Consider the following 15,688-nt stretch of genomic DNA (forward strand, 5'->3'; position numbering starts at 1 on the left):
GTTCTGTCGCACAGGGCGCCCCCATGGGAGAAGACCCTCACCCTGTCCCTCTCCCGAGGGGAGAGGGGACGTCGTAGGGAGGCTGGCGCGAGCCGAGGGGCTGGCGCCAGCCGTCGGGCGACGGCCAGTGGGGGCGGTGCGGGCCGGCTACTGGGCGGCGCGGGAGGCGGCGCGGGTCTCGGCGAAGGCCTCGGAGGCGCGCCACTCGGGCGTCAGCTCGGAGGCGGCGAGGGCGTAGCCCAGGCGGAAGGCCACGCGCGTCTGCTGGACGATGCCGCCGAACGACAGGTCGTCGGTGAGCTCGTCGCCGGGCTGGTGGTAGCGGTCGGCGCGGTACGCGTCGCGGACGGTCGCGCCGTAGTCGGCGGGGCGGCCCCGGTAGCTGTCGCCGGTGTTGATGAAGACGGCCGGGACGCCGCCGCGCGCGAACGCGAGCTGGTCGGACCGGAAGAACAGGCCCTGGTTGGGGGCCGCGTCGGCGGTGACGGTCATGCCCTCGGCGCGGGCGGTCTCGACCAAGAGCGCGCGCAGGTCGCTCCGCTCGGACCCGATCCCGACAATGTCGTCGGTCTCGCCGAAGAGGTTGCCGCTGTCGACGTTGACGTTCGCGACCATCTGGCGGAGCGGGATGGGCGGGTTGGCGGCGAAGTAGGCCGAGCCGAGCAGGCCCGCTTCCTCGGCGGTGAAGGTGACGAAGTAGACCGACCGCTGGGGGCGCTCGGGGAGGGCGGTGAAGGCCTGGGCGATCTCGAGCATCATGGCGACGCCGGAGGCGTTGTCGATGGCGCCGTTGTAGATGCCGTCTTCGCCGGCGGCCACCTTCTGCTCGTCGGTGCCGAGGTGGTCGTGGTGGGCGCCGAAGACGACGGCCTGCTCGGCGAGCCCGCGCCCGGTGAGCTTGGCGACGACGTTCTGGCCGACGAGGTCGGCGGTCTGCTCGACCGACATGGTCACGTCCGCGACGACGGGGAGCTCGATGGGCGCGAAGTCGCGCCGGGCGGCGAGCGAGCGCCACTCTTCGAGCGAGGAGCCGGTCATCTCGGCGAGCGCGCGGCCGGCGGATTCGGAGATCCAGCCCCGGACCTCGAGCGCGCCCTCGGGCACGTCGGCGCCGGAGGGGTGGGCGCCGAAGGCGTCGGAGGCGATGACGGCGAACGGGTAGCCGGCCATCTCGTCGGTGTGGATGAGGAGCATCCCGCGCGCGCCGCGGCGGCGGGCCTCCTCGTACTTGTAGGTCCAGCGGCCGTTGTAGGTAAGCGTGTCGGCCTGGAAGAGGGTGGGCTCCTCGGCGGTCGCGGGCGGGTCGTTGACGAAGGAGACGAGGACCTTGCCGGTCACGTCGAGGTCGCCGTAGTCGTCCCAGTCGTAGCCGGGCGCGGTGATGCCGTAGCCAACGAAGACGAGGTCGGCGCCGTCGAGCGTGATGTCGCCCGCGTCGGTGTCCGTTGTGAGGGCGGCGTCGTCGACGAAGGTGAAGCTGGCCGGCTCGCCGCTGTCGGGGCGGAACGTGAGGGGGGTGGCCTCGGTGACCCGGACGCTGCGCAAGGGGACGTCCTGGGTCCAGGAGCCGTCGGGCATGCCGCCCTCGAGACCGATGGCCTGGAACTGGGCGACGAGGTAGTCGACCGTCATCTGCTCGCCCTCGGTGCCAGTGCCGCGGCCGCCGTAGGCGTCGGAGGCGAGCTCGGCGACGTGGGCGCGCAAGTCGGTCGAGTCGATGGCGGCGAGGGCGGCGTTGGGGGGCGCGGGGGCCGCGGTGGCGTCGAACGGCGCGGGGGCGTCGGTGGCGGGGGCGTCGGCGCAGGCGGCGAGGGCGAGGGCGGCGACCAGGGCGAGGTGCCGGGGCGAGAGCGGGGACATGGGGCGGGAGGGGAGGGGGCTCAAGTCTACGGCGCCCGACGGCCCCCCCTTCGCCTACAACGCGACGCCGACGCCGACGAGCGGCTGGACGTGGACCAGGGTCAGGTCGGTGAGCGCCGCGCCCACGCGGAGGTGGGCGCGGCCCAGCCCGGCCCGCACGGCGGCCGACCCGTAGGGCACGGCGATCCAGGTCCCGGACTCGCCGTGCGTGAGGAGCACGCCGGAGCGCCGCGCGAGCGCGCCGCCGACCTCGCCGTCGAGGGCCAGCCCGACGCGCCCGAGCCTGGCGACGGGCACCACGCCGGCGACGCCCGCCAGCAGGACGCTCCGGCTGCCGTCGACCCCGGCGATCTGGTTGGGGTCGTGCGACGCGCCGACGCGGACGCCCACGACGGAGGAGGCGCCGAGGCGGGCCATGTCGCGAGCGACGCCGAGGGTGTAGGCGCCGGTGGGACCCCACGCCTCGGCGAACACGGCGGTACGGAGAGGGGTGGGCTGGGCGGAAGCGGCCGTGCCGAGCGCGAGGGCCGCGGCGAGGACAAAGGCGAGGCGGATCATGACGACGTGAGCGTGGGTGGGATAGGGTGGCGTCAATCCGAAACATAATTCGGATGCACCCTCCGCTGCTACGTGGGTGGTCGATGTTGGGTATTCCGTGGGCGCTGAAGAACGATGCAGGGAGCGAGCCATCCGTAGGCTGGGCTTCGGCGGCCGGCCTCCCCCGGCCCTTCCCATTCGGGGATGGGTTGTCGGAGGAGGGCGCAGATGGACCTTTGGGGCTCAGTCGCCGGGGATCTGGCGGGCTTCGCGGTACTGGGCGACGAAGGCGGGGTCGGGGATCTGGGCGGGGACGAGGTCGTCGAGGTTGAGCAGGGCGGGGCGGACGGCGGGGTAGGCGTCGTCGAGCTCGTCGGTGGCGACTTCGCCCTCGAAGCCGGTGGTGTCGCGCTCGCTGGTGAGGCGGGGGACGTCGGCGACGGCGGTGCGGGCGGCGGCGATCTCCTCGGCGGTGACCTGGTAGGGGGTGAGGTCGGGGAGGACGGCCTCGATGCCGTTGAGGGCGTCGCGGGCGTCGGCGGCGAAGGTGTCGATGGCGAGCTTGGCCCAGGTGGAGGGGGCGTGGGAGAGGGCCTTGAGGAGGTCGCCGTTGCCAGACGTGCGGGCGTAGGGGCGGACCTTCTCGCTGAGTGCGGTGAGGCGGTCGACGGCGTCGTCGCGGACCTTGTCGCGCTCGTCGGTGAGGCCCGTCGTGTCGGCGCCGGCCTGGGCGGTGGCGGGGCGCTCGATGGTGTCGCGGGCGGCGCGGACGGTGTCGACTTCGGCGACGATGAGGGGGAGGTCGGCCCAGAGGGTGGGGTGCTCGTCGAAGTGCTGGACGACGTTGCGGAGCATGACGAGGCGGTTGGCGAGGTAGCGGGTCATGGATCGGTGCCGAGGTCGGCGGGGCGTGAGAGGGGGGACGTCGGGGACATGGGCGGGGACGCAGGCCGGCGAGGGTGGGGCGCGGGCCGTGGCGGCGCATCGGCAGGTGGTGGGGGCGCCGACGGCGGTCGAGAGGGCATTTCTGCGGGTTGACCCGACACTGCGGCAGGTCGAGGAGACGCCGCGGGGTCTCGAGGAGGCTCCGCGGCATCTCGACCTGACAGCGCGGCGGGTTGAGGCGGCACCGCGGGGGGTCGAGGAGGCTCCGCGAGGAGTCGAGGAGGCATCGCGAGGCCTCGAGATGACGCCGCGACGGCTTGTGCAGGCTCCGCGGGGCCTCGGGCGGGGGGCGCGGTCGCGCGCGAGCGCGGGGACGGAGCTGGCGGCCCCGCGTGGGGCGGCCCGGAGGCCGGATTGGCGGGCTAGCGGGCCGGTCTGGGCGGGGTGGCGCATGGCGCCGGCGGGCGGGTCCGCCTACATAGACCCGCGAGGTGGGCAGACATAACCTTGGCCCCGATATTTATTTTTGTTGGGGATGGGGCGGGTGGCGTCTGCCGAGGGGGGCCGCGAGCGTGGGCGTCCGCAGGTTGGCCCCTTGGGGGGCTCTGTAGACGGGTGGATCCGTATCGTGCCGGGGATCGGCCCGCGTCGAGATGCGTGTTGGACAGACTCTTCGCCCCGGCCAGCGGGGGACTCGGCGGTACGTCGAGCGGTTTGGCGACCGGCTGGTGTGCGTGCGCTACCGGTACGATGACGCCGGCCAGCGTCGGGTGACGACAGTGGAGCTGGTGGTGGACGAGGGGCCGTGGACGCCGCGGTCGGACATGGTGGTGGGGGTCCGCGTGGGGGGAGGCGGAGGTGGCCCGGCGGGTGAAGCGGGCGGGGGGGACGTGGGACGCCCGCCGGAAGGTGTGGCGCGTACGGGCCGGGGCGGTGAGGCGGCTGGGACTCGTGGATCGGATGGTCCGCTTGCCGAGTCACTAGATCGAGAGACCGTCACTACATTCGCCTACGGGTCACCCCATATGGTGACTCTCCCCGCCGCAGAAGTAGTGGTTATGCCGCCTCACACGAATCGTCTTCTGATCGCCGCCATTTTGATCACGGTGGGGACAGGCTGTGCCAGCACACAACCTTTCACGGTTGTCCCCGATCGATCCGTTTTACTGAATGAGGAACAGGCCGAGGCGGCGGTCCAGCAGTGTTCGAGAGCCGCGCCGACGATTGAGGGTGGGTGGACGCCGACTCCTCAGGATGTCGCGCAGTTGGAAGCAGATCTTGAGCAAGTACATCGGCTGGAGAGCGACGAGTGCTGCTTCGGGGGGATGGAAGTTGACGACGTCAATGCTTTCTTTCGCCAGTACGTGGGCGTTGTGAGCGGAGGTCGCCCCATGATTTACGTCAATGCCTTCCCCGTAACGGAGTTTGAAAACTGGCCGTCAGATCTTGTAGCGCTTCCAGACTGGACTGCAGAACCGTTCATCGTTTGCGATGGTGGTTCATCGTACTGGGGCGCCCTGTACGACCCGGAGCGCCGTCTCTTTTCAATGCTTGCCTTCAACGGCGTTGCATTGTAGCGGCCGGTCACATGGGTAACAGATCAGACCGGCCACATGGGTAACACGGTCGGGGGCAGTCTAGGTCTTGAGCTGGTAGTCGCGCTCGTCGAAGCGCCCGAGTTCGACCTCGTAGAAGAGCAGCGCCCAGACCCCGTCGGCGACCTCCTCGAAGCCGATCGTCTCCCCGGCCAGCGCTTGGCTCAGGAAGCGCTGACGACCTTTGAGCTTGAAGGTGCCGCACCGCGAGACCTGTCGGACCTCGAAGTGACCGGGGTACTCCGGGTCCGGCGGGCGCTCTGGCATCGGGCGCGGCGACGGCGCGTAGTGGTCGGCGGGGACGTCGCCGGCGAGCGCGTCGTGGGGTCGCTCGTCGTTGAACTCGGCCCGCCACGCGTCGAACCGCCGCTGCTGCGCCACCATGTCGGCCTCGGGCGGGCGAGCGCACTCCGCCTTCAGCGTCCGGTGGACCCGCTCGTGCCGGCCGTTCTGCTGTGGGCGCCCCGGCTCGATCCGGTCGGGCGTGATGCCGAGCTTGATCCACCACACGCTCAGCCGGCTCAGCCCGCAGATGGCCTGGGTGGCGAACGGGACGCCGTTGTCAGTCCGGATCGAGCGGGGGAGCCCGTGCTCGCGGAAGAGCCGGTCGAAGGCCGTAAGCGCGCCGTACTGCTCGACGGACCCGTGGCCGTCGCAGGCCAGGACATACCGGCTGTGCGCGTCGCAGACCGTGAGCGGGTAGCAGTAGACGCCGTCGCCGGTCTTGAACTGGCCCTTGTAGTCGGCCGTCCAGACGTCGCCCGGCGCGTCGGCGACGAGCGGGCGGGCTCCAGGGTGGGCGGCGACCCGCCGCCGCCGACGAGGCTCGACCAGTCCGTGCCGCTTCAGGATGGCTCCGACGGTCGAGGCCGCGGGGAGCGCCACGTCGGGGTGCCGCTTGGCGAGCCAGGGGACGAGCTTGCGCGGTCCCCAGGTCGGGTGCTTCCGCCGGGCGGCGGCGATGAGGGCCTCGACCTGTGGGTCCGTCTTGGCGTGCTGGCCGTGGCGGACGCGGGGCCGGTCGTCGAGCGCGCCGAGGCCGCCGTCGCGGTAGCGGCCGAGCCACTTGTAGCCGGTCTTGCGGCTGACACCGAACCGCTCGCACAGCTCGGTCATGGAGTAGAGGCCCTCGGCGTGGAGGGCGACGAAGCGGGAGCGCTCGGTCATGGGTCGGGTGTCGGTCCAGGGCACGGCGGTGGGGGAAGGCCATGCCAGGGTGAACGTGGCTGTCACCCATGTGCCCGGTCCGAAGTGTTACCCATGTGGCCGGTCCATACACATAGGCGGCATAACCCACCGCTGCAGGCCGACCCAAGCGCCAGCACTCTCGGTTCCGCCAGCCGTCGGCGTATTCTGTGCTCCGCTCCACCCGCCAGGCCTCAGCTTGGGGCGGCTGAGCGGTCCACTGTTACACGGCGTTGAATGCGCGTGCAGTCGTCCGGTTAACTTGGCTCTTCCAAGCAGTGCCGACATGAGACAGCTCATCGATGTCACCGACCGAGAGACGAGGTTGACGCAGCAGGCGTCCGCCGCTGTCGCGTCTGCACTGGGAGCAGTTGGTATGGTCATACTCGTCACCGACACCGGCCCCACCGTAGCTGCATGGGCCGCGCTCCTGTCTGCATTCGCGCTCCTCGCTCTGACGGCGAGCATCCGCCAGCGGTGGGAGATCGACTACAAGGGACACCGGATTCGGTTCGAGAACAGCGCCGTCTTAGCCGAGCGCATGTACCTAGATGAGGGCCTGGTGGCACGGGGCGGGTTGGGTAATAAGATTGAGATGCGAGCCCCTATACGAGTCGGCGAGGGGGCAGGTGAAACCATCGTGGCGTTGGTAGACGCGGGCCTTCTCTCGTTTCGACTTCGGCTGTTCGTAGAGCAGTCGGAGCCAGTCCCTGAGGATGCCGACTTCGCGGACTCCGGGGGCCGAGCTACCCTGGTCACGCCGCCCCCTCGCCCTGGCGTAGGCGCGGCACGCCTAGTCACGGACTCCGCTGTGCTTGGGAGCGCAGCCGTCGCTAAGCAGGTCATTGAGTTTCTAGCAGCAGTAATTGGACTCATAGGCGGTATCAGTGCTCTGGTCGGCTGGCTGTCTTGACGACTCACGGTGCTCGGCGCCGTGAAACCCACCGCTGCAGGCCGACCGAGAGGGCCAGCGTTCTCGGCTCGTCCGATCGCCCGCGCAGTTATAGCTTCGTCCCAACGCTCTGCCCTCACCACTCGGCGGCTGAGCGGTCGACTGTTCTGCGGCTCTACCAGCTTGATCGCTATCTACCGTGATGATCATGCGTGACTCCTGCTCAAACCTGTTCATCCTCTGCATGGCCGGGGTCTCCTTCTGCGCCGCTGCCACGGTGGAGGCGCAGGACCTTGCCGAGCGAGCCGACGCGCTCCTTACCTCTTACCACGACACAGGGCTTTTCAATGGGGCGGTCCTCGTCGCCGAGGGGGATAGCGTGCTCTACGCGGCCGGATTCGGCGAGGCTGATATGTCCTGGCAGATCCCGAACACGCCCGAGACAAGGTTTCGAATTGCCTCGGTCACGAAGCAGTTCACGTCCGCCCTCGTTCTCCAACTTGCCGAGGAGGGTCTCGTTGACCTCGACACCCCCGTTAGGGCGTACCTCCCTGAATACCCAGCAGACCAAGGAGACCGGGTCACGGTCCGCCACCTCCTCACACACACCGCGGGCATCCCGAACTACACGGGCCTCCCGGAATGGGACAGCATCAGGCGCGACCCATTTGTGGCTGACTCGTTCATTACGGTGTTCTCACGCCTCCCCCTGGAGTTCGAGCCAGGAAGCCGATTTCGCTACAGCAACTCGAACTACTTCGTCCTCGGCGTCCTCGTCGAGCACGTGACGGGTCAGTCCTACTCGCGCGCCCTCAGCGAGCGGCTCCTCGGCCCGCTCGGTTTGGACGGATCGGGGACGGCGGACGACGCCCGTGCCCGTGTGGTCGAGGGGGCGGCACGCGGGTACGTCCGGGTCGCGGGCGGCTTCGCCCCCGAGTCGTATGACAACCCGAGCGTGCCCTACGCGGCCGGGATGATGTACTCGACCGTCGGCGATCTCTTCCGTTGGACCCGAGCGCTCCACGGGGGCCAGGTGTTCCGCCAGCCCGAGACGCTGGAGACGATGCTGACGTCGTTCGAGGGGACGCGGTATGGGTACGGCTACGGGATTTACTCGATCCCCCTCGCGCTCGACACCGACACCGTCCGGGTCGTCGGTCACAACGGCGGCTTCGGCGCGTTCCGCTCCGAACTCCGCTACGCGCCAGAGGATCGTGTGACCGTCGTCGTGCTGGACAACGCCAATGCAGGGGGCGATGTTGGAGCCGTGGCAACCGCCCTCATGCGCGTCTTCTACGACCTGCCCGTTGAGCGTCCGAGGCAGCCCATCGCCACGGTTCTAGCTGATGTGATCGTCGCCGAGGACGTCGGGGCGGCCGTGGTTCGCTACCGTGCGCTACGCATCCAAGACCCGGAGGGGTACGACTTTGCGGAGGCCCAACTCAACCGACTCGGATACGCCTACCTCAGTGGCGGCGAGGTGGAGACCGCCCTCCGACTCTTCGAGTTGAACGCCGATGTCTATCCCGAGTCGGCGAATACACACGACAGCCTCGGAGAGGCCTACCTGGCAGCTGGCGACCGGGAGCGCGCCATTGCGAGTTACCAGGAGGCGCTGAGACTCGATCCTCAATACGCGAGTGCAAGGGCGGCGCTGGACCGGCTCGGAGTCGAGTAGGTCTTGCTTCGCCGCAGAACCCGCCGCAGCAGGCCGACCAAGGGCGTCAGCGTTCTTTCTTCGTCCGGGCGGCGGGGTCTACGTTGCTCGTTCCACCGTTCGCGGTTGTTGACCTTTGCGGCTGAGCCGCCCTTGCTCTGTTGAGAAGCTCCCCACGCAGTCATCCTGAGCGACGCGAACGCGAAGCGTCGGCGTAGCCAAGGATCTCGGCGCCATCGCCCGAGCCTTCGACAGGCGGTTCTACAGGCATCGAGCCTCGCGTTGAGATCCCTCGCACGCTCGGGATGACGTTGACCGAGAGCTTCTCAACAGAGCAAGCGGTCCACTGTTCTGCGGCTAGGGATGTGGGCGGCGTAACCTGCCCCAGGTGGCCTCGTAGGGACGCGCCTCTCTGATCACCCACCCGCAAGAGGCACGTCGTATTGAAGAGCGCGAAGCGATTTCTGGTGTGGACGTTCGCCGTCCTGTTCGTCGTCGTGATCGCGGCCGCCGCGGCCGGCCTCAGCTTTCGCTCCGCCCTCGGGCCGCCCGTCGAGGCCTCGCCGCCACGCGCGGTCTATGCGCCCCACGGGGTGGTCGCCTCGAGCCAGCCCCTCGCGAGCCAGGCCGGGCTGGCGGTGCTCCAGCGGGGGGGGAACGCGGTCGACGCCGCCGTCACGACCGCCGCCGTGCTGAGCGTGGTCGAGCCGTACATGACCGGGGTGGGCGGCGACCTGTTCGCCATGCTCTGGTCGGCGGAGGAGGGGCGGCTCGTGGGCCTCAACGCGAGCGGCCGGTCGGGGTCGCTGATGACCCGTGAGGCGCTGGCCCACCTCGGGACGGTGCCGAGCGACGGCGCCGAGACGGTCACGGTCCCGGGGGCTCTGTCCGGGTGGGCGGCGCTGCTGGAGCAACACGGCACGATCACACTCGCGGAGGCGCTGGCACCGGCCATCGCGCTGGCCGAGGACGGCTTCCCCGTGTCCGACGTCACGGCCGCGGAGTGGGCCATCTTCACGAGCCTGCTGACGAAGGACCCCGGAGCTCGCGCGACGTTCCTCGTGGACGGGGAGCGCGCCCCCGCCGTGGGCGAGTGGTTCTCCAACCCCGACTTCGCCGCTACACTGCGCACGATCGCGCGCGAGGGGCCTGAGGTGCTTTACGGGGGAGACCTAGGCGAGCGCATCGCTACGCACGTGGAAGGGCTCGGCGGATTCCTGACGCCGGACGACTTCGGACGTCACACGGCCGAATGGGTCGAGCCTCTTTCGGTCCCGTACAAGGAATACCGGCTCTGGGAGCTCCCCCCCAACGGCCAGGGGATCGCCGCGCTCGAGATGCTCCGCATCCTGGAGCCCGTCGACCTCGCCGCCATGGGCCACAACTCGGCCGCCTACCTGCACCACCTCATCGAGGCGAAGAAGCTGGCCTACGCGGACCTCGAGCACTTCGTCGGCGACCCGGAGCACATGGCGGCCACGCCCGAGCAGCTCCTCGCGGACGGCTTCATCACTCAGCGCCGGGCACTCATCGACCCCGACCGTGCCCTACCACGCGCGGACCCCGACACCTCCCTGACGACGAGCGAGACGACGTACCTCACGGTGGCCGACGCCGAGGGGAACATGATCTCCTTTATCCAGAGCCTGGCCGGGGGGTTCGGGTCGGGGGTGGTCGTTCCGGGGACGGGGTTCGCGCTTCAGAATCGGGGCGTCGGGCTCTCGTACGAGGAGGGCCGGGCGAACACCGTCGCTCCCGGGCGGCGCCCGTTCCACACCATCATCCCGGGGTTCGTGACACGGGCCGGCGCCGACGGCGAGCAGGAGCCGTGGCTCAGCTACGGCATCGTCGGGGGGCCCCAGCAGCCGCAGGCGCACGTGCAGGTCTTGCTGAACATCGTCCTCTTCGGCATGGACGTGCAGCAGGCCCTCGACGCCCCCCGCTTTCGCCACTGGCGGAAGAACCGGGTCAGCTTCGAGTCGTCGATCCCTGAGGAGGTCGTGAGCGAACTCCGGTCCATGGGGCACGAACCCCAGAACCCCCTGGGAGCGACGGCGCAGACGATCTTCCTGGGCACGAACCGGGGCCTCGTGTTCGGCGGCGGCCAGGCGGTCATGCGGAACCCCAGAGGGTACGTCGCGGGCTCGGACTCACGGAGGGACGGCGTGGCAGCGGCCCACTAGAGCGCCAGAACGTCGGGCCGCAGAACCCGCCACTACAGGCCGACGTGGGGCTTCAGCGTCCCCGGCCCGTCCGACCGCCGTCGTATTCTATGCCTCGTTCTACCGTCTCGGTCGTTGCCCCATGCGGCTGAGCGGCCAACGGCTACGACTCTTGCCACCGCCTCCATTCCCCATGCGAACGCTCGGCGCCATCGTGGCCGGAACGGCCGTCGCGCTCGCCGTGCTCTACATGGCACTGGCGGTCGTCGCCCTCGTCGTGGAGCCGGGCGACACCCCCAGGCACTTGAGGTCCTTCGGTCGTCTCCTCCCCAGTCTCGGGGCGGTCTGCCTCCTCTACTTCGCCATCGCCTCGTTCGCCGCAGGGAGGGCGTCGAAGCCCCGGTCGGCGCTCGGCGTCGGCGCGGTCGTAACAGGGGCGGCGTGTGCGCTCTGGCTCGCAGGCGGGATGTTCGCGGAGAGCGTCCTGGAGATTTGGCTGGTGGCTCTGGTGGGTGCGGTCGTGCTCTCGACGTCGCTGTTGCTCGGGTCGGAGGTGGTATACCGGGTCGGTGCGTGGGGGCGCGGTGCTGAGGAGGCCTGACTCGCCGCTGCAGGCTGACTCTAGGCGCGGGCGCTCACGGTCCCGCTCACCGTCACCGTCAGTCATCGCTTCGACCCACCGCTGTGCCCCCAGCTACGGGCAGCTGGGCGTCCAACTGTTCTGCCGCGGTACGGTATGCGCTCCTCAACTCTTATCCCCCTGCTCGCGATCGGCGGGTGCTCGCTCGTCGGAGAGCCGGCACCGGAGCGCGAGGTGGGGGCGGCGATCCAAACGGACGCCCTCGTCTACACCGCGAGATACGAGGGCGGGGAGGGGACGTACCGGCAGTACGGGTTCGACGTCGTGGCTCGCTTTGCGAACCCGACCGCGGACACGGTCTATCTGGGCCGCGCCTACCCGGACCAACCCCGGCCGGACTACGGCGTCCTCCTCGTGAACGACGAGGACGACTGGGGCTCGGCCTATGGCGGCGCCATCTTTGGCGTCGGGCACGACCGCCAGATCGCCGTCGCGCCGGGGGAGGTGCGCGTCGACACCCTGCGTCTGCGAGGGCCGAACGCTTGGGACGGGATGACCGACGAGCCGTTTGGGCGACTCGAAGGCGAGATGCGGCTGATCTACGTCCCGCAGGGGTGCAGAGGCGACGGGGCGTGCCGCCTCCCGCGCTCGCTGGCGACGTTGAACGTGTTCCGGGTCGGTCTGGAGTAGACCTAGACCTCTTGCCGCACGGCAGACCTCGTTCCTGCGGATCGGCACGGCACTCTGGTGGTCCTGCCGCGTCCAGCCACCCGCGACTGGATTGACGCGCTCACCGCTCGGCCCTGATGTGCGGCCGAGTGGTGACCTGTTCTGCCGTGTCCGTTTCGAATCGCGTACGGTGGAGGTGGTGGATGGCCTGGACCGGCTGGCTCGCGAGGTCTCGTAGCCCGATGCCGGGCGGGTGGAGGGCCGCCGGGGGGCGGATCGGGACCGTTCCGTCTGGGATGCCGACCGGTGAGCCGGCCTGCGGCCAGCGCCGGCGGTCCGGCGATTAGGTTCGGCGCAGTCCTCCTGGCTCAGACGATGATCCGGCACCTGCTTCCCGTCGCGCTCCTCGGCGCCCTCCTCGTAGGCTGCGACACGCCCCCGGTCGAGACGGTCGAGGGCGGCGGGGTCGCGACGGCGCAGATCGACGGCCGGCCGTACACGTTCCGCGTGTTCGCCCAGCCCAGCGCGTATGACCCGTCGGAGGTCGTGCTCCGAGCGTACGCCGACGAGCTGTCGCGGGCGGTCATGCTCACGTTCCGGCCCGCGCTCGGGGCGGTGGCGGTGAACACGGCGATGACGGGGTACTGGGACCTCGGGCTGTGCACGCCGTCGGACGCCTACGTGGTGGCCGGGGCGGGCGATGCGACCGTCCGGGTCACGGAGCAGGGCCCGAGGGCCCTCCGAGGCACGTTCTCGCTCCGGGTCCAGCGTGAGGGCGACCCGACAGACGTGGTCGCCATCACGGACGGGACGTTCGACGTCGAGGTGGGAGGCGAGCCGTTCGAGTACTGCATCGAGGGGTGAGCGCGCCGCCGAGGCGGGGGCCTCGGGGCGGGCTCGTCGCTACTCGGCGGGGGTGAGCGTGAGGCGGTAGACGGTGGGGCCGGGGAGGAACGGGGAGGGGCGGCCCTCGGCCCAGTCGTCGTGGCCGGCGCCCCAGTAGGGCGAGAGGAAGTGGCCGGCCTGGCCGCCGGGCATGTGGAAGATGCCGCGCTCCTCGAAGCCGGGCGAGACGACCATCCGCTGGCTGGCGCCCATCGAGGGGCCGGCGACGCGGGGCATCCGGGAGTCGCCGCGCTGGGGCGCGGAGGGCATCCGCAGGCGGCCGCCGATGCCGGGCAGGGCGTCGGCCATGGGGTGCGCCATGACGAGCGCATTGTCGTCGGCCCACGCGGTGTCGAGGTCGCCGCGCGCGACCTCGGCGGCGGCGTCGAGCAAGAGGGCGTCCCACGAGGCGTGGCCGGGGGGCAGGAGGTGGGCGGGCTGCTCGGTGACGAGCGCCCAGACGGCGGTCTCGTCGCGCGCGGGGTAGCCGGCGCGGGGGGCGAGGGCGCGGACGGACGCGAGCAGGGGCGGCAGGGTGCGGTCGACGACGCCGTCGCGGAAGCGGCGGACGAGCCGGTAGCCGGCGTCGTCGGCGTGGCCGCTCCAGTCCTCGACGGTGCGGCGCAGGGCGTCGAGGTCGTCGGTGGCGGGGGCGTCGGTGAGGGTCGTCCGCAGGAGGTCGCGCCACCGCGCGTAGAACAGGGCGCGGTCGTCGAGCTGGATCGCCAGCAGGTCGCGCTCGTCGACGGGCGGGGTCAGGGCGGCGAGGCCGTCGCGGATCTGGCGCGCGCGGGCGCCGTGTGCGTAGTTGGCGTCGCCGATCGCGGCGAGGGCGTCGCCCGAGGCCACGCGGCTGTTGGCGGACCACAGGCGGCCGTCGGCGGGGTCAACGATCCGGGGGACCTCGTCGGGGCGGAGGAACCGGTCCCACCGCGCGTTCGGGTCCGTCGAGTCGACGGGGCGGCGGCCGTCGCGGCCGACGCGCAAGGGGATCTGCCCGGCGATCGTCCAGCCGATGCGGCCGGCGCGGTCGCCGGCGACAAAGTTCTGGGCGGGGATGCCGGAGCGGTTGGCGGCGTCGAGGACCTCGTCGAGCGTCGTCGCCGTCTCGGCGTCGAGGAGCCCGAGGTTGGTGGCCTCGGGCCGGTGGGCGCCCCACTGCATGGCGTAGCGCGCGCCGTCGGGGCCCGTCGCGGTGACGGGCCCGAACGGCGTGTCCAAGACCACGAGTTCGCGGACCTCGTCTCCGACGGCGATCTGCTCGCGCAAGGTGTCGAGGGCGACGGTCCCGCTGGCGGTGGCGATGAGGCCGGGCTCGGGTTCGACGAGTCGGACATAGTCGATGTAGTCGCCGTAGGAGTTGGTGAAGCCCCAGGCCACGTCGCCGTTGCTCCCGACGATCACGAGCGGGGCGCCGGGGAGCGTGACGCCGGTGATGCGGCGGCCGTCGACGACGAGCGAGGCGCGGAACCAGATGTGGGGCAGGCGCAGGCCGAGGTGCATGTCGTCGGCGACCAGCGCCGCGCCGGTCTCGGTGAGGTCGCCGGCGACGGCCCAGTTGTTGGAGCCGAGCACGTCGGGCTCGGGCGGGGCGGGCGCCTCGTCGCCGGGCTGCCAGTCGCCGAGCTGGGCGGCCGTCGGGATGGGCGGCGGCTCGACGGTGTCGCCCTCCAGGGGGGCGTCCCAGGCGTCGCCCGTCGGCATCAGGAAGTCGGCGAGGACGTCGGGCAGGGCGGCGGTCAGGGCATCGCGCTCGAGTTCCAGGCCGTAGCCGCCGTCGAACTGCAGGTCGAGGTACATGGCGAAGGCGGCTAGGATGCCGTCCTCGGGCTGCCACGGCCGGGGCGCCTGGCGGAGGGCGAGGTACTCGAAGGGCCGGGCGCCGAGCGCGTCGAGGCCGGCGTTCGCGCCGGCGGTGTAGGCGTCGAGGACGGCGCGCTGGTCGGCGGGCAGGGCCTCGACGACGGCCCGGGCGCGGGCGCGCAGGCGGTGGGGGCGGAGCGTCGAGTCGGTGCGCCAGGTCGCCTCGCCGAGCAGGGCGGAGAGCTCGCCCGACGCGGCGCGGCGGAGCAGGTCCATCTGGAACCAGCGCTCCTGGGCGTGGACGTAGCCGAGCGCGCGGGCGGCGTCGGCGCGCGTGGCGGCGGTGATCGTCGGGACCCCGGCGGCGTCGCGCTCGACGGACACCTCGGCGCTCAGCCCCGCGAGCGTCTCGGTCCCGTCGAGGTCGGGGAGGCTGGCGCGCAGGGCGGTCCACAGGCTGCCGGCGCCTAGGACGACGAGCGCCAGCAGGACGATGAGGGCGATGAGCAGGGCGCGTTTCATGCGGCGGACCGATCGGGGGGACCGGATGGTACGGTGGGGCGTACACCGCGTCTTCACCTTCCGCCGTCGCATGCCGAGCCGCAACGTCTACCACGTCGTCCCCCACGACAGCCGCTGGGCCGTCCGTCTGGAGGGCTCGCCCTCGCTGTCCTACGAGGCCGACGACCGCGACGCCGCCGTCGACCGGGCCTCGGGCTACATCCGCCAGCTGGGGATGGGCCGCGTGGTCGTCCACTCCGACGAGGGGCGCATCGAGACGGTCCACACGTTCGACCAGCTGCCGGCGCCGACGGGGAGCTGGCGTGACGCCGTCCTGTCGCAGCCGTTCTACCTCGCGGCCGGCGCGGCGCTGCTGATCGCGTTCGGGTACGGGCTGAGCCGGCGGTAGCCCGCGAGCGGGGCGGGGTGCTCGGTAGACCCCCCGCTCTCCTTTCGGTCGCTACGCTCCCAGGTCGG

General features: G+C 71.0%; 13 protein-coding genes. 8 read left to right on the forward strand and 5 right to left on the reverse strand.

The window, feature by feature from the left end; translation table 11 throughout:
- Nucleotides 1–147: 147 nt before the first annotated feature.
- The 3 genes from ACLIRP_RS05150 to ACLIRP_RS05160 all read right to left on the reverse strand — a co-directional run bounded on the left by ACLIRP_RS05150 (nt 148) and on the right by ACLIRP_RS05160 (nt 3,282).
- On the reverse strand, nt 148–1,860 hold the full coding sequence (locus ACLIRP_RS05150; RefSeq protein WP_412062890.1) for a M20/M25/M40 family metallo-hydrolase: 1,713 nt from the start codon (nt 1,858–1,860) through the stop codon (nt 148–150).
- Between the two features lie 54 nt (nt 1,861–1,914).
- Nucleotides 1,915–2,418: a hypothetical protein gene (locus ACLIRP_RS05155; RefSeq protein WP_412062891.1), complete on the reverse strand. Its 504-nt coding sequence runs from the start codon at nt 2,416–2,418 to the stop codon at nt 1,915–1,917.
- Between the two features lie 222 nt (nt 2,419–2,640).
- Complete coding sequence (locus ACLIRP_RS05160; RefSeq protein WP_412062892.1) at nt 2,641–3,282, reverse strand: hypothetical protein; 642 nt, start codon at nt 3,280–3,282, stop codon at nt 2,641–2,643.
- A gap of 1,028 nt (nt 3,283–4,310) precedes the next feature.
- On the opposite strand from ACLIRP_RS05160, the gene ACLIRP_RS05165 reads away from it, so the two are divergent.
- The gene (locus ACLIRP_RS05165) at nt 4,311–4,859 is read left to right on the forward strand and encodes a hypothetical protein (protein WP_412062893.1); all 549 of its coding nucleotides are present in this window, start codon (nt 4,311–4,313) and stop codon (nt 4,857–4,859) included.
- 60 nt (nt 4,860–4,919) lie between these two features.
- Here ACLIRP_RS05165 and ACLIRP_RS05170 read toward each other — a convergent pair whose 3' ends face one another.
- Nucleotides 4,920–6,068, reverse strand: coding sequence for an IS481 family transposase (locus ACLIRP_RS05170; protein WP_412062894.1), 1,149 nt, complete (start codon nt 6,066–6,068; stop codon nt 4,920–4,922).
- A gap of 280 nt (nt 6,069–6,348) precedes the next feature.
- Between ACLIRP_RS05170 and ACLIRP_RS05175 the strand changes: the two genes are divergently transcribed.
- The 6 genes from ACLIRP_RS05175 (at nt 6,349) to ACLIRP_RS05200 (ending at nt 12,886) form a co-directional block, all read left to right on the forward strand.
- Entirely contained in the window at nt 6,349–6,975 is a 627-nt protein-coding gene (locus ACLIRP_RS05175) for a hypothetical protein (protein WP_412062895.1), read from the forward strand.
- 187 nt (nt 6,976–7,162) lie between these two features.
- Entirely contained in the window at nt 7,163–8,632 is a 1,470-nt protein-coding gene (locus tag ACLIRP_RS05180) for a serine hydrolase (protein ID WP_412062896.1), read from the forward strand.
- A 422-nt stretch (nt 8,633–9,054) separates the two neighbouring features.
- Nucleotides 9,055–10,794: a gamma-glutamyltransferase gene (gene ggt, locus ACLIRP_RS05185; RefSeq protein ID WP_412062897.1), complete on the forward strand. Its 1,740-nt coding sequence runs from the start codon at nt 9,055–9,057 to the stop codon at nt 10,792–10,794.
- A gap of 172 nt (nt 10,795–10,966) precedes the next feature.
- Nucleotides 10,967–11,374 (forward strand): hypothetical protein, encoded by a 408-nt coding sequence (locus tag ACLIRP_RS05190; protein WP_412062898.1) that lies wholly within the window; start codon nt 10,967–10,969, stop codon nt 11,372–11,374.
- A gap of 135 nt (nt 11,375–11,509) precedes the next feature.
- Complete coding sequence (locus ACLIRP_RS05195; RefSeq protein ID WP_412062899.1) at nt 11,510–12,043, forward strand: hypothetical protein; 534 nt, start codon at nt 11,510–11,512, stop codon at nt 12,041–12,043.
- Nucleotides 12,044–12,397: 354 nt separating this feature from the next.
- Nucleotides 12,398–12,886: a hypothetical protein gene (locus tag ACLIRP_RS05200; RefSeq protein WP_412062900.1), complete on the forward strand. Its 489-nt coding sequence runs from the start codon at nt 12,398–12,400 to the stop codon at nt 12,884–12,886.
- Between the two features lie 39 nt (nt 12,887–12,925).
- Here ACLIRP_RS05200 and ACLIRP_RS05205 read toward each other — a convergent pair whose 3' ends face one another.
- Complete coding sequence (locus tag ACLIRP_RS05205) at nt 12,926–15,232, reverse strand: penicillin acylase family protein (protein ID WP_412062901.1); 2,307 nt, start codon at nt 15,230–15,232, stop codon at nt 12,926–12,928.
- A gap of 70 nt (nt 15,233–15,302) precedes the next feature.
- Between ACLIRP_RS05205 and ACLIRP_RS05210 the strand changes: the two genes are divergently transcribed.
- Nucleotides 15,303–15,620, forward strand: a complete 318-nt coding sequence (locus tag ACLIRP_RS05210) for a DUF2188 domain-containing protein (RefSeq protein WP_412062902.1) — start codon at nt 15,303–15,305, stop codon at nt 15,618–15,620.
- Nucleotides 15,621–15,688: the final 68 nt, after the last annotated feature.

It is taken from the genome of Rubrivirga halophila (genome assembly GCF_046845755.1).
Classification (GTDB): domain Bacteria; phylum Bacteroidota; class Rhodothermia; order Rhodothermales; family Rubricoccaceae; genus Rubrivirga.

Bases quoted from the DNA above. Each gene is read 5' to 3' on its own strand.
- ACLIRP_RS05155 (WP_412062891.1), bottom strand. From the start codon at position 2,418: ATGATCCGCCTCGCCTTTGTCCTCGCCGCGGCCCTCGCGCTCGGCACG.
- ACLIRP_RS05150 (WP_412062890.1), bottom strand. From the start codon at position 1,860: ATGTCCCCGCTCTCGCCCCGGCACCTCGCCCTGGTCGCCGCCCTCGCC.
- ACLIRP_RS05195 (WP_412062899.1), top strand. From the start codon at position 11,510: ATGCGCTCCTCAACTCTTATCCCCCTGCTCGCGATCGGCGGGTGCTCG.
- ACLIRP_RS05200 (WP_412062900.1), top strand. From the start codon at position 12,398: ATGATCCGGCACCTGCTTCCCGTCGCGCTCCTCGGCGCCCTCCTCGTA.
- ACLIRP_RS05175 (WP_412062895.1), top strand. From the start codon at position 6,349: ATGAGACAGCTCATCGATGTCACCGACCGAGAGACGAGGTTGACGCAG.
- ACLIRP_RS05160 (WP_412062892.1), bottom strand. From the start codon at position 3,282: ATGACCCGCTACCTCGCCAACCGCCTCGTCATGCTCCGCAACGTCGTC.
- ACLIRP_RS05210 (WP_412062902.1), top strand. From the start codon at position 15,303: ATGCCGAGCCGCAACGTCTACCACGTCGTCCCCCACGACAGCCGCTGG.
- ACLIRP_RS05205 (WP_412062901.1), bottom strand. From the start codon at position 15,232: ATGAAACGCGCCCTGCTCATCGCCCTCATCGTCCTGCTGGCGCTCGTC.
- ACLIRP_RS05180 (WP_412062896.1), top strand. From the start codon at position 7,163: ATGCGTGACTCCTGCTCAAACCTGTTCATCCTCTGCATGGCCGGGGTC.
- ACLIRP_RS05190 (WP_412062898.1), top strand. From the start codon at position 10,967: ATGCGAACGCTCGGCGCCATCGTGGCCGGAACGGCCGTCGCGCTCGCC.